The organism is Enterococcus sp. AZ091 (genome assembly GCF_051714805.1).
GTDB classification, from domain to species: Bacteria; Bacillota; Bacilli; order Lactobacillales; family Enterococcaceae; genus Enterococcus_D; species Enterococcus_D gallinarum.
In genome coordinates this window covers 279,338-292,328 of sequence record NZ_JBIOSO010000001.1, presented here as the reverse complement: position 1 = coordinate 292,328, position 12,991 = coordinate 279,338, and the positions used below count along the sequence as shown (strand labels likewise).

Annotated in this window: 16 protein-coding genes, 1 tRNA gene and 1 other annotated feature; of the genes, 13 read left to right on the top strand and 4 right to left on the bottom strand. The window is 37.2% G+C overall.

What is annotated here, in order from left to right:
* Positions 1-13 precede the first annotated feature (13 nt).
* From IGJ28_RS01390 to IGJ28_RS01365, 6 genes are all read left to right on the top strand, one after another.
* The gene (locus tag IGJ28_RS01390) at positions 14-907 is read left to right on the top strand and encodes a BppU family phage baseplate upper protein (RefSeq protein WP_438845093.1); all 894 of its coding nucleotides are present in this window, start codon (positions 14-16) and stop codon (positions 905-907) included.
* Positions 865-2,046 (top strand): hypothetical protein, encoded by a 1,182-nt coding sequence (locus IGJ28_RS01385; RefSeq protein WP_252712494.1) that lies wholly within the window; start codon positions 865-867, stop codon positions 2,044-2,046. The genes IGJ28_RS01390 and IGJ28_RS01385 overlap by 43 nt, the downstream gene beginning before the upstream one ends.
* A gap of 1 nt (position 2,047) precedes the next feature.
* Positions 2,048-2,488: a hypothetical protein gene (locus tag IGJ28_RS01380; protein ID WP_252712493.1), complete on the top strand. Its 441-nt coding sequence runs from the start codon at positions 2,048-2,050 to the stop codon at positions 2,486-2,488.
* A 14-nt stretch (positions 2,489-2,502) separates the two neighbouring features.
* Positions 2,503-2,643, top strand: coding sequence for a CD1375 family protein (locus IGJ28_RS01375; protein ID WP_252712492.1), 141 nt, complete (start codon positions 2,503-2,505; stop codon positions 2,641-2,643).
* 72 nt (positions 2,644-2,715) lie between these two features.
* Positions 2,716-3,162 (top strand): phage holin family protein, encoded by a 447-nt coding sequence (locus IGJ28_RS01370; protein WP_252712491.1) that lies wholly within the window; start codon positions 2,716-2,718, stop codon positions 3,160-3,162.
* A 1-nt stretch (position 3,163) separates the two neighbouring features.
* The gene (locus IGJ28_RS01365) at positions 3,164-4,057 is read left to right on the top strand and encodes a GH25 family lysozyme (RefSeq protein WP_252712490.1); all 894 of its coding nucleotides are present in this window, start codon (positions 3,164-3,166) and stop codon (positions 4,055-4,057) included.
* A gap of 37 nt (positions 4,058-4,094) precedes the next feature.
* Here IGJ28_RS01365 and IGJ28_RS01360 read toward each other — a convergent pair whose 3' ends face one another.
* Positions 4,095-4,898 carry a glycerophosphodiester phosphodiesterase gene (locus tag IGJ28_RS01360; RefSeq protein ID WP_252712489.1) on the bottom strand — a complete coding sequence of 268 codons (804 nt, stop codon included), beginning with the start codon at positions 4,896-4,898 and terminating at the stop codon, positions 4,095-4,097.
* A 913-nt stretch (positions 4,899-5,811) separates the two neighbouring features.
* On the opposite strand from IGJ28_RS01360, the gene IGJ28_RS01355 reads away from it, so the two are divergent.
* Positions 5,812-5,886 (top strand) — tRNA-Ile (locus IGJ28_RS01355).
* Between the two features lie 94 nt (positions 5,887-5,980).
* Here IGJ28_RS01355 and IGJ28_RS01350 read toward each other — a convergent pair.
* Positions 5,981-6,361, bottom strand: coding sequence for a PH domain-containing protein (locus tag IGJ28_RS01350; protein WP_252712488.1), 381 nt, complete (start codon positions 6,359-6,361; stop codon positions 5,981-5,983).
* 387 nt (positions 6,362-6,748) lie between these two features.
* On the opposite strand from IGJ28_RS01350, the gene IGJ28_RS01345 reads away from it, so the two are divergent.
* The 6 genes from IGJ28_RS01345 to IGJ28_RS01320 all read left to right on the top strand — a co-directional run bounded on the left by IGJ28_RS01345 (position 6,749) and on the right by IGJ28_RS01320 (position 11,650).
* Entirely contained in the window at positions 6,749-7,930 is a 1,182-nt protein-coding gene (locus tag IGJ28_RS01345; protein ID WP_005472807.1) for an FtsW/RodA/SpoVE family cell cycle protein, read from the top strand.
* Positions 7,931-7,940: 10 nt separating this feature from the next.
* Positions 7,941-8,318: an arsenate reductase family protein gene (locus IGJ28_RS01340; protein ID WP_003128525.1), complete on the top strand. Its 378-nt coding sequence runs from the start codon at positions 7,941-7,943 to the stop codon at positions 8,316-8,318.
* Entirely contained in the window at positions 8,300-8,638 is a 339-nt protein-coding gene (locus IGJ28_RS01335) for a glycine cleavage system protein H (protein ID WP_003128526.1), read from the top strand. The genes IGJ28_RS01340 and IGJ28_RS01335 overlap by 19 nt, the downstream gene beginning before the upstream one ends.
* Positions 8,639-8,710: 72 nt before the next feature.
* Positions 8,711-8,962: a binding site (T-box leader), on the top strand.
* Between the two features lie 75 nt (positions 8,963-9,037).
* Positions 9,038-10,072, top strand: a complete 1,035-nt coding sequence (locus IGJ28_RS01330; RefSeq protein ID WP_060813125.1) for a methionine ABC transporter ATP-binding protein — start codon at positions 9,038-9,040, stop codon at positions 10,070-10,072.
* Positions 10,065-10,751, top strand: coding sequence for a methionine ABC transporter permease (locus IGJ28_RS01325; protein ID WP_003128528.1), 687 nt, complete (start codon positions 10,065-10,067; stop codon positions 10,749-10,751). The genes IGJ28_RS01330 and IGJ28_RS01325 overlap by 8 nt, the downstream gene beginning before the upstream one ends.
* 47 nt (positions 10,752-10,798) lie before the next feature.
* Complete coding sequence (locus tag IGJ28_RS01320; RefSeq protein WP_003128530.1) at positions 10,799-11,650, top strand: MetQ/NlpA family ABC transporter substrate-binding protein; 852 nt, start codon at positions 10,799-10,801, stop codon at positions 11,648-11,650.
* A gap of 182 nt (positions 11,651-11,832) precedes the next feature.
* Here the strand turns inward: IGJ28_RS01320 and IGJ28_RS01315 are convergent, their stop codons facing one another.
* Together IGJ28_RS01315 and IGJ28_RS01310 are read right to left on the bottom strand one after the other, a co-directional pair.
* Positions 11,833-12,546 (bottom strand): helix-turn-helix domain-containing protein, encoded by a 714-nt coding sequence (locus IGJ28_RS01315; RefSeq protein ID WP_228074035.1) that lies wholly within the window; start codon positions 12,544-12,546, stop codon positions 11,833-11,835.
* Between the two features lie 35 nt (positions 12,547-12,581).
* Positions 12,582-12,839 (bottom strand): hypothetical protein, encoded by a 258-nt coding sequence (locus tag IGJ28_RS01310; protein WP_156233682.1) that lies wholly within the window; start codon positions 12,837-12,839, stop codon positions 12,582-12,584.
* Positions 12,840-12,991: the final 152 nt, after the last annotated feature.

The following is a 12,991-nucleotide window of genomic DNA, read 5'->3' as shown; positions in this document are numbered from 1 at the left end:
GGAGCTGATAGTTTTGGCGGTTAGATACCCAATTACACTTAACGTAAGCGAACCAAACAATAATATAGGGTTACTAAAAATCAGACAAGCAGACGAAGAAACACAGACACTAGTTGTGCAAATATTGGAAGATGCAATCCCGAAATCTTACGATGGTCTCCAAGTCTTCTTTTGTGCAAGAATTGGGCAAACGCCGGGGTTAGGTATCATTGAACAAAAATTAACGGAAGATGAAATGACTGATCCGAAAAAAGGAAAACTCGAATATACATTTCGATCTGAAGACTGGCAAGTTTTGGGTCGTCAAACTGGTTATTTCAGTTTCAGGAAAATGGTTGATGATCACACCTACGAGCAACAATTCTCTACTCGTGATTTTACTTACGAAGTCACTAAAAATATTTATAGTGATGGTATTAAAGAAATTACCAAAGATGGGTCAACCTATGTTTGGACAATTGAAGATTTGATTCGATTGTTTAATGAATACATCGCTACAGGCAAGACAGACTGGGAAGAATTTGTGGAACAAAACAAGGAGATTCTAGAGTCTGTCGATCCAGGAGGGCAGATTTTAAGTGAGTTGATTAGATCAAGAAAACCAGCAGGTGGTTCAAAAACCTATCCGGATTTACTAGCACGATTAGATCAACAAATAGGCTTAAATGAAGACTTCAGGAGTTTTGATGATTCGAGTTTTATGAAGCGAGTCTATAACGAGAACCTTGAAAGAGGAATAAATGTAAAATGGTTTGGTGCAGTTGGCGATGGTGTTCATGATGATTTGCCAGCATTTCAAGCAGCTATAGACTATTTACCAGAAGCTGGTGGGAAAATTGTCATTCCTAGACCAAAAAAAATTATTTGTTTAATACGACACATCCTGAATACGAAGATAAACAACTAGTAATAAACAAAAACAGTGTAGAGTTAGAATTTGAAACGAACGGCGATGTAGAAGTGGACAACGGTTACCTATCTCCTGGAATAGAAGTGGATACAGTAATTTTTATTGAGGAAGGAGTTAGAAATTTTACTGTCAATAAAGGTTACATTCATTGCAAAGGAGCCAGTAAATATGGGATCAAAAGTGAAAAATTTATTTCTAGAATCAGGATAGATAAACTACGTATTCTTAAGCCGAAAAATGAAGGGATCCATGCGATTGCTTGGATGGCATATTTAAACGGAGTTGAGGTGCAAAATTCTGGTGGTTCAGGGTTTTATGTAGCTGGGGATGTGGATAATAGGGTTCAAGGAACATCCGTTAGTTTTCAAAATTGCTATTCTATAAATGCGGCATCTTCTGGCTTTAATGTAGAACTTATGACCTATTCTAGTTTCACGTCATGTGGCGTAGATCATTCGTCTATAGGCTATCAACTTGTAAGAACAAAAGGGTTTTCCTTGATTTCTAATGGTGCAGAAAATTGTATTAATCCAGTCAAGTGCAACGGATGTGAATTTGGTGTAATTGAAGGTTTATCTTTACCAACAATGGCAAGTGATACTGACGCAATTGTTGAATTGACAAATTCCATGTATATAAAGATTGGTACTCTGTTTAATAATGCTTTGACCTTTAAATCGAAAGTAAGACTTAAGGAGCGTTCCTCCGTTGTGATAACAGATTATTCCATTGCTCAGGGTCATATAGATAATCAATCTACTTATAGCGAACAAGAACCTGTTGAGTTTTTGGTTGGTAAAGCAAGACGTGCTCAAGTAGCTTATCAAGCACTGACTGTGATCAGTGCTTGGACAGGCAATGTTTCTTATCGAAAAGATGACACAGGAAAAGTTTCAGTTTATGCAGACTTAGTTGGGGGAAATGTAACAGAAATAACTCCCATTGCAACACTTCCTGGAGGGAACAGACCAAGGAAAAATATGCCTATAAATGCTATAGAAACAGAAACTGGCAAAGTAATTAATAATGGTTTTTATATTAGTGCAAATGACGGAAATATTCGGGTAGCAAAAGGATCTACTTTAAGTTACTTAGGTAAATATTCTTTTGTGTGTACGTTTGATGGAGGTGCCTGAGTTGGCAAAAACATTTGTAAGAATTATTGATGAAAATGGCTTTCTTGTTAAAGAAGATTGGGTTGAACAAATTTGTGAAAATACGATAGTTGAACAATGCCCTCCTGGTCTTTATACGCCAAAATGGGATGGGAAAAAGTGGATCGAAGGTTCGAAAAAGTTTAGAGTTTGCGAAGTGTCAGATTCAAATATTTTTAAGTCGGTTCTATGGGTTGAACATATTGGCTCGAATCAAATAAACACGGAACCTCCAGCTGGTCACGGAATATTCGAATGGAAAGATAACCAATGGAACAAGATAAGCGACCAAGGGACAACCGAATTTGAAAAACTAGAATTAGAAAATGAAGAATTGAAACGGATAGTTAAGTCCATGCAAGCAGAATCTGAATCATTTCAAACTGCGCTCATGGAAATATCAGATTATATTTTCTCAAAGTAAAGGCGGAGTGATAGATGGAATTTTCAGCGTTGAAAATGTTGTATGCAAAACACGTAATTGAAGGGAAACGAACTATCGAAAGTGTGCCAGATGTTTTGCGAGAAGATGTTGCGAAAATTGTAGAAGAAGTAAAAAAGCCGGAAGAAACAAATTAAATGGGTATGTCGTATCAGGAGCAATGGGCTTTCTAGCCGGTTGCTTTTTTAATAAAAGAAAAGGTGGTTAATATGGTGATTATTAATAATGGAATGTTACTGAACGAATTTCGTGGATTGTTAACAAATGGATATATTCAACTTTTTTTGTGGGTTGTAGTAGGTGATATTGTTACAGGTCTGTGTAAAGGGATTTTTGTGAAAGATGCGAATAGCACAAAAGGGTTGTTAGGAATCGTTAAACACATGTTAGTTGTCTGCTTAGTAATTATTGCTTACCCGTATTTAAAGATTATGAGTCTTGAGACGTTTGCGACTGCATTCGTCTTTTTTTATATCGCAGTCTATGGGGTTTCAATTACTGAGAACTTAGGTCAATTAGGTGTACCGATTCCAAATTGGGTCAAAGAAAGATTGTCGAAGTTACAAGATACAAATACTAATCCAAGTGTTAAGAGCACAAGTTCAGAGAAGGATTATGGCGATGGGCAGGAGTTCACTGAGCGAAAGGATGATTAAAATGAGTATTCCAAAACCAGTTATTCTAGATATTAGTGAATGGCAAACACCAAACACTATTAATTATGATAAGTTGGTCAGTGCTGTTGACGGTGTAATTGTTCGTATACAGTATGGATCACGGTACATCGACAAGCACTACAAAACTCACATTGCAGAATTTCAAAAACGTGGCGTTCCAGTAGCTGTATACGCTTGGGTTCGAGGAGTTTCAAATTCAGATATGGAGAAAGAGGCGACAGACTTCTATAACCGTGCGAAAGCGTATAATCCAACATTCTGGTGGCTTGACGTAGAAGAAAAGTCAATGAGCGATATGAGAACTGGGATTGAAAAGTATCGAGCAAAATTGAAATCTTTAGGAGCTAAAAAAGTGGGAGCATATATTGCTAACCACTTGTATGCAAGCTTTAATTTAGATACTTCAAAATTTGATGGCATCTGGGTTCCCACATACGGTTCAAACAATGGTCAGTATAATGGTTCGAATCCGACAGCTACTTCTAACTATGATATCCATCAGTACACATCAAATGGAAAACTAAGTGGCTATTCCGGACCACTCGACTTGAATCGGATTGTACGTAAAGGATTTGAATATTTTTTCGGTAATAGTTCCACTGGAGCAAACGAAGATAATGGATCTTCTAGCAACTCAACAACAGGGGGGAAAATTAAAATGAAAACTATTACTTTAAAAGACAATGTTAACTTACGTGTTAGCGCAAATACTAACAGTAAGATTATTGCAACTTTGAAAAAGGGTAGTAAAGTTGAGTTCAATGATATTGTAACCGGTTCGGGCTATATTTGGGGTGTTCAGCCTCGAACGGACAGTTACAAAAAGGGATATATAGCCATTGGAAAGATTTCTGATTGGGGAAATATTCTATAAAAAATAGCCCTTTCTCTGCAAATGAGAAGGGGCTTTTTTATTTTCTGTATTTATTTTCTAATGCTAAAGCTTTTGCTGTGAAGTTGGTAAAGTAATTATCTATACCAAGATTGATTGCCTTTTTTATTTCACTAGTGGAGTTTATTGTCCAAATATTCAAAAGTTTTTTGTGGCCATGAACTAATTTAACATTTTCTTTTGTCATCATACTCTTTTCAGCAGAAACTATATCTACTATGTCATACGTGACTGCCTTTTCTAATTCGCTTTGATTCTTAACTAATAAGAGTTTTGGCATATTTGGAAAACTTTTGCTCAAGTCTTGCAACGGTTTAATATCAGATGCTTGAACTACGATATTATCTTCCAAGTTATTTTTTTTCACAAGATCTTCGAAAAGCTTCGTTTGATTGGAGTTTTCCTTTAGTTCTATTACATAATTCACAGTATTCCCGTATCGATTAAACACATCTTGCAAACTCAATATCTTTTCATTATCTTCAGTTCTTAAATCAGAAATTTCATCATCGGTCATATCTACAAAAAGTTTGTCTACACCAGTTATTCTTTTTGCTGATAAATCATGAGAAACATAAAGAGTGTTGTCTCTGGATGTCACAAGATCTTGTTCGATATATCTTGATCCGTATAAAATAGCCAGATCATAAGCAGCGACTGTGTGTTCAATCTCTTCTCCAGAGGCTCCTCTATGGGAGTATACCCTTGAACTGGAATCGTTAGTGTTTTTTATTAAGTAAAATGTTACTACTGAAGAAAGAATTACTAAAAATATTAAGAATGGAATTAGTATTTTTGTTTTTTTTATCTTTTTACGATGCATACGGTACCTCAAGGTTTTTCTTTTATTGTACCAGAAAAAAAATATATAAATGAACAGTTTTTCTAACTGGGGATCCTAAGGCATAAATAAATGTGCAAATAAATTAATCATTTATCGACGAATACCGACAACTAGGAACTAAAGATGATAAAAATCAACAATATGACGTATTCAAATTAGTCATATTGTTGATTTTTAATGTTAATTGAACAGCAACAACAAGAATCCATGGTAAACAAATATCCCGCTGCGGCGATCTTATAAACGAAATATTAAATGTTATTCTTTTCATTTGAAATAAAAATTATTTTAATGTAGACTTTGTAAGGCGATATTAAATCGTTAATGAAGAGGATTAGGCGGGGGAAACTTGGGGAAGTGTGCCTAATCCTCTTCTTGTTTATTTTATCATTGTTTCAACGTAATAGATATTATTGATTAGAAATCTCTTATATATACTCTAAGCTCAAAAAATTTAACCTCTTATATTAATTATAGTATTAAAATTAGTATTTTATTAAATTAAACATATTGATAGAAAGTTAAGAATGATGTAGATTTGTATTAGAGGTGATTCTATGAAAGTTGATAAACTACATTATAGAAAAGTAATTAACAGCGCAAGATACCTAGAATATAATTCGATACGCTACTTTCAATCTTCGTCTGATCAAAGTAACCTCGAGAAAATTAATGAAGAATTAGACTATTTAATTAAAAATGATATTTATCACAAGATAGCACGTACATCTCGTAAGTCATTTTTTGGAGATCAAATATTCATAAGAAAAAATCTTGAGCAGGATTTTAAACTTTTAGAGAAATATACAACTTTTTTTGATTAACATGAAATTTGAAAAACTTTTTCATCTAATTGTGCCACTCCTCAAAGGGAGTGGTTATTTTTTGATTTATACCTTTAACTCAGTTGGTTAGAGCAGATGGCTCATAACCGTCCGGTCGTAGGTTCGAGTCCTACAAAGGTACATAGAAAAAACTCTTACTTTTAATCAAGTAGGAGTTTTTTTGTTTAGCTATGATGTATTCCCAGAATATTTTACTGAGAACACTATATTGTGTAATTAATGCAACACAGCAGAAGCTAATGCTTGCTGTACAAAAATAATGTTTTTATCTTTGCGGAATTGAAGTGTTTCTGCTGGGAGTTCTGCGCTAGAGATCCATATTTTTAATTCAGCATCTAAATCAAAATGTCCACTAGTTTCAACAGAAAATCTGGAAATCGATTTGTAAGGAATTGATTTATATTCTACTTTTTTACCAGATACACCTTGTTTATCAACTATGATTAAGCGTTTGTTGGTAAAGACTATCAAATCGCGAACTAATTTAAATGATAAATCAATCCTTTCATCTGTAGTCAGTACATCTTGCAATTCTTTTGACACAGATTCACTTGAAAGTTGTGTTGCATTTCCCATTAATCCATCAAATAATCCCATTATAATCCCTCATTTCATTTTTTGTTTTATTGTACCAGAAAAAAACTATATAAAGGAACTGTTTTTCTAACTAGAGATTCTATGGCCTGAATAAATGTGCCAAAAAATGTGCCAAAAAAATTTCAAACATGTTCTGACATAAGTCAATGTTTCAATGCGATTTACTTTTAAATCGTGATTTTTTAAGCATAAACTAACTAATTTATATATATAATTGCCTGCAGCTGGCATTGAAGCAGTCTAATTAGACTGCTTCTTTTTTTAGATGATTTTTTTAGAGAAAACTTTAAAGTTTCTAAATTTTTTCTGAATGAGAACGGGGAATCCTTTCTTTTCTGCGCAAACATCACTATAATGGATAAAGATTCTACAGAAGAGAGTGTGGGCATGGAAAATACACGAATAAAAAAGAATGATAATCGAATTGACTACGGTGTGATATTACCCGTATTTTTATTGTGCTTGATTGGGTTTGCGTCATTGTATGTCGCATTGACGAATGATCCAAGGAATCCATCCGTGGGAAAAACCTTAGGATTTCAAGCTTTATGGTATGTACTAGGAGTTATCGCAATTATAGTGATCATGCATATAAAATCCAAGTGGTTGTGGAAGTTGACTCCCTATATTTACGGAGCAGGATTGCTGGTAATGCTGGGTCTCTTGAAGTTCTATGATGCAGGGTTAGCCGACTCTACGGGCTCGCGAAACTGGCTGCGTTTTGGCTCCTTTACGATCCAGCCTTCGGAATTGATGAAGATTGCCTTTATCATGATGTTGGCGCTGGTGGTCACCCATCACAATGTTCGTCATCGAGATCGAGATTTAAAGACGGATGGCTTATTGATCGCTAAAATGTTAGCTGTAACCATTCCGGTCCTAGTTTTAGTCATGCTGCAAAAAGACTTTGGAACGATGTTAGTTTTCTTAGCTATTTTTGGTGGGATCTTTTTGATGTCGGGGATTTCTTGGCAGATCGTGATCCCAGTTATCGCCGCTTTTGTTTTGATAGGGGGCGGGACCATCTTTTTAGTCACAACAGATATGGGACGAGAGTTTCTCTATAATGTCGGCTTTAAAGAATATCAGTTTGCACGTATCGATTCTTGGTTAGATCCGTTTCACGATACTCAAGGCCAGTCTTTCCAACTAGCTTATGCTTTAATGGCTATTGGGTCTGGTGGGATGTTCGGTAAAGGGTTCAATGTGAGTGATGTCTACGTGCCAGTTCGTGAATCAGATATGATTTTCTCTGTGATCGGAGAGAACTTTGGGTTTGTCGGCAGTGCCTTTGTGATTTTATTATATTTCATTTTGATTTACCGAATGATTCGGGTTTGTTTTGATACAAACAATGAATTTTATGCCTATCTTGCTACCGGGATCATCATGATGATCTTGTTCCATGTCTTTGAAAATATCGGTGCTAATATTGGCTTATTGCCTTTGACAGGTATTCCATTACCCTTCATCAGTCAAGGGGGATCGGCATTATTAAGTAACATGATCGGCATTGGCTTGATTTTATCGATGCGCTATCAGGCTGAGAGTACACCAAAAACCTTGTAAGGAGATAGCTATGATCACATTTTACTGGTATCCGAAATGCAGTACATGTAAAAATGCGAAAGCTTGGCTAGAAGCAAATGGGATTCCCTATGAGGCCATTGACATGATCAAAGAGGTGCCTACGAAGGCGCAATTGTTACAATGGATCACCTCTAGCGGCTTGCCAGCTCGCCGCTTTTTTAACACAAGCGGAATGAAATATCGTGAATTAGGTTTGAAAGAGAAAGTACCAACGTTGTCGAATGAAGAAGCCGCAACTTTGTTGGCCACAGACGGCATGTTGATCAAACGCCCGTTGTTGATTAGTGAAGATCGCTTTTTGATCAATGGGTTTAAAGAAAAAGAATATGAAGGAGTCTTGTTAGAATCATGGAAAAGAAATGCTTGAGAAAAAAAGATAATTTGTGGGTACTGTTCAATGGCAAAGAATACTGTGTTGGTTTGACAAAAGAAGCACAAGAAGAATTAGGTGCTGTGTCTTTTGCTTCTTTGAAAAAAGTTGGTACAGCCTTGAAACAAGGAGATACGCTAGTGGAGTTGGAAGCAGAAAAAGCTGTCAGTGAATTTCCAAGCCCATTAACAGGCGTGATTTCTTCTGTAAATGAAAAAATCGATCAAAACGTTGATATCTTAAACGACAGCGATGAAATGAATGCTTGGCTAGTCAGCTTTAAAGATGTTGATCCAAGTCAATTTGACGAATTATAAAACAAGATCCAACCACTGATTTACAAAAAGAATTGACAGCAGATTGAGACGTTGCTATAATTTGCTCAATAAATGAATGCTTTGAAAAGAAGAGTACATGTTCTTGACGTACACAGAGAGCCCTGTTTGGTGTAAATGGGCAACGAAGAGAAGATGGAAGATGGTCTTTGAGCAGGATGGGTGAGTCTAAGGACAAGCCTATCACGGGATGCACCCGTTACTGTGCAACAGTATGCGAAGAAATTCAAGTACTGGAAGAGGCTGTTGATGCGAGTCGACAGTAAATCAAGGTGGTAACACGGAAGTTGTGCTTTCGTCCTTTGTAACAGTATAATGTACAAAGGATGAAAGCTTTTTTTGTGTTTAACTAGTGAATGAATAAAGAAAGATGGGAAATTTATGGCATTAATCGAATTGACCCACGTAAAGAAATCCTTTGACGGTAAAAGTGGCGCAGTCCATGCCGTCAATGATGTTTCTCTGCAAGTGGAAAAAGGCGATATTTATGGCATCGTTGGTTATTCAGGTGCCGGCAAAAGTACATTGGTTCGTCTATTGAATGGATTAGAACTTCCTTCAGCTGGTGATGTAGTGATCAATGGTCAAAATATTTTAGCCTTGAAGAACAAAGAATTACGAGATTTTCGTAAAAAAATTGGAATGATTTTTCAACACTTTAACCTCTTGTGGTCACGAACAGTATTGGAAAATATCGAATTACCATTAGAATTGGCAGGGATCCCCAAAATCAAACGCCGCGAGCGGGCACAAGAACTGGTAAAACTTGTCGGGTTAGAAGGACGCGAAAAAGCTTACCCTTCCCAATTGTCAGGTGGCCAAAAACAACGGGTAGGAATTGCCCGTGCGTTAGCAAATGAGCCAGAAATCTTGCTATGCGACGAAGCAACCAGTGCACTTGACCCTCAAACAACCGAAGAAGTTCTGGATTTACTGCTGTCCATCAACAAAAAACTGAATTTGACGATTGTGCTGATCACCCATGAGATGAACGTGATTCGCAAAATCTGCAATAAAGTAGCTGTAATGGAATTAGGCAAAATCGTTGAAGAAGGTTCCGTGCACTCGGTGTTTCGTCATCCGCAACAAGCTGTGACTAAGCGCTTTGTGCAGCAAGATTTGGAGCCAGAAGAAGATCCCGAGGAATTGCGTCAAGCCTTTTTAAGAGAAAATCCCCATGGCCGCTTAGTGACATTGACCTTTACGGAAGACAATGCGAATGAACCAATCATTTCGCAAGCGATCCGAAAGTATCTGATTGATGTCAATGTTGTTTATGGCAAGATTCAGCAAACAAATGAAGGTTCTTTTGGCGCATTAACCGTTCTATTGACCGGTGAAACACCAGAAATCGATAAAGCATTGCGCTTTTTTGCGCAAGAACAAGTAGGCGTGGAGGTGATCGAGCGTGGGTAAATCATTTTCAGAAACCTATTTTGATTTTGAAAAAATCGATTGGGCAAACATGCAACAAGCGACGATCGATACGTTATTTATGACATTCTTCTCTATGGTACTAGTCATTGTGATTGGACTAATACTAGGATTGGCTCTTTATTCATTAGGTCGCAAGCAAACATTTGGATCACGCTTTGCCTATACCTTAGTCTCGATTATCAGTAACGTGTTTCGTTCAACTCCGTTTATGATCTTGATGGTTTTGATTATACCGTTTACGACACTATTGGTAGGATCCTTCTTAGGGGCAAAAGCTGCGATTCCAGCATTGGTTCTATCAGCAGCTCCTTTTTATGCACGGTTAGTAGAGATTGCCTTTCGAGAAGTAAGTCCAGGTGTGATTGAAGCTGCCGAGGCGATGGGGGCAAGTTACTGGGAGATTATTTATAAGATTATCATTCCTGAGAGTGTCCCAGCATTGATTTCGGGCATCACTGTCACCACCATTTCAATGATCGGTTACACAGCTATGGCAGGGGCGATCGGTGCCGGAGGCCTTGGTTCATTGGCTTGGCAAGAAGGCTTTCAACGGGGAAATTACACTGTGACGCTTGTAGCAACAGTGATTATTTTAATTATTGTCTTTATCTTACAAGCAATCGGCGACTTTTTGACAAAAGCAACAGACAAACGCTGATTGGCTGAAAAAGAAAAACATCAAACAGAAAATTGGGAGGAATAAAAATGAAAAAGATTTTTGGTTTTGCAACAACAGTATTGTTAACAGTCGCTTTAGCAGCCTGCGGTACAGGTTCAAATAACAGCGCCGATTCAACATCAGCTAGTGGAGAAAACACGAAATTGGTGGTGGGAGCATCTGTCACACCCCATGCAGAAATTTTAGAACAAGCAAAACCATTGTTGGAAAAAGAAGGAATTGATTTAGAAATCAAAACCTTCGATGATTACATCTTGCCAAACAAAGCTTTAGAAAATGGCGATATCGATGCCAACTATTTCCAACATATCCCTTACTTGAACAAGCAAATTGCCGATAATGGCTATGACTTTGTTAATGCAGGAGCGGTTCATATCGAACCGATGGGGTTGTATTCAAAACGGATCTCTGACATTTCTGAATTAGCTGAAGGTGCAACCGTGATTACTTCAAATTCGGAATCCGATTGGGGCCGTATCTTAACGATTTTACAAGATGCTGGTGTGATTAAGTTGAAAGATGGTGTCGATGCTGAAACAGCAACATTTGATGATATTGCTGAAAATCCAAAGAAATTAGAATTCAAGCATGATATTGATCCTTCATTATTGGCAACGGCTTACCAAAATGATGAAGCAGACCTAGTGGCCATCAATGCGAACTTTGCTTTTGGGATCGACTTGAATCCAGCAGATGATTCTGTTTTATTAGAAGCGGATAATTCACCATACGTCAATGTGATTGCCGTACGCAGTGGCGACGAAAGCAGCGATAAAATCAAAAAATTGGTTGAAGTGCTTCACTCTGACGAAATCAAAGACTTTGTCGAAAAACAATGGCAAGGTTCTGTGAAAATCGTTGATGCGGACGCTAAATAGTTTCCTTCATTAAGCAGTACAAACAGAGCAGTGACATAAGTTAAAAACAGACGAAACTTACTAAATGATAAAGAGATTTGACCTTCCTCGCAATCTTGCGTCGAAGACCTCCTGAATCGCAGGAGTAATCTCTTTACGTTTCGGTTAGGTGGTTTGTTTCATACTTTTGTCACTGCTCTTTTTTAATTCCAATCTAGCAAAACAGAACGGTTATGCCAAATCATTTCATACAGCAGCGGCAATTCAGGGTGCTTTTTTAATAATTGATCGTAGTGGGGGAGCTGGCTAAGAAACAGACGAATGAGTGTGAGGGTATCAGGTGAAAGTGATCCACTCCCTTTAAACAAGATCAGATTGCCTTCCAATAAAGCACAGAGCAAGTGGATTTGAGTGATTTTGACAAGACAGATTTGAAAGGAGTCACTTCCCAGACGTTCTTTGAGCAGTTCTGCAGCAAATATTTGGTTCAGCAAGTAGGTATCTTCTTCAGATAAATAGAAGGCTTCAAGTCCAAGTAATTGTTTCCATAAGAAAAGATAGTTGCGTTCATGGCGCAAATAAAAGGCAGGGACAAAGTTTTTTGGAAAAACTGTAGCTAATGCGATCCCATTTTCCAGCGGATAAACCGCTTTTCTTTTTTCATGGATTGTTTTGATACAAAAGAAGGCCTCACTGGAACTTTTTATCAAGTGTGGACGCATCCAGCGCAACAATTGATAATGGAAAAAACGGATTTGTATTTCGTTCCCTTGTAAAAGTGGAAAATGCTTGCGATTCAGAGATAAGTGATACGCTGCCAAAGAGGATGATAGAGCAGTGAAACGTCGATTGACACTGGAAGGGCTCAGGTGGCATTTTCTGCATAATAATGGATAAGTCAACGAAGGTTCTTCCAGCTGGGTATTAAGAATACGGTAGTTACTGCTCTTTTTTACAAGAGAAGCGATGACTTTTTTTGTAACTCAGTAACCGACATTGCTTCCGTCTGTAAATAATCAAGTTGACCTTTTTTAATCAAAAATTTGATTGGCAACTTGATACCTAACTCGCTGGCGATCATCCGTCTAATAGTCTTGACGGAGATCCCTTGTTGCAGGGCTGCTTGTTGGAGGGGGAGCGGACTTTCTTTGAAAAGACTACGGATCAGACGCAACATGCGCAACACTTCTTTCTCGAGAAAATCCTCCAAGTTGTGAATCACCTCTTTCGGATGAGATTACATTTATTATAGTGGATAACTAGTTTCTTGGTTTTTTTAGAAAAGAATAATCATCAAAGTTTAATAAATAATTTTCACTACAAAGAGACAGATGTGGAGCTAATCAGCTTAAAAGAGAAAAA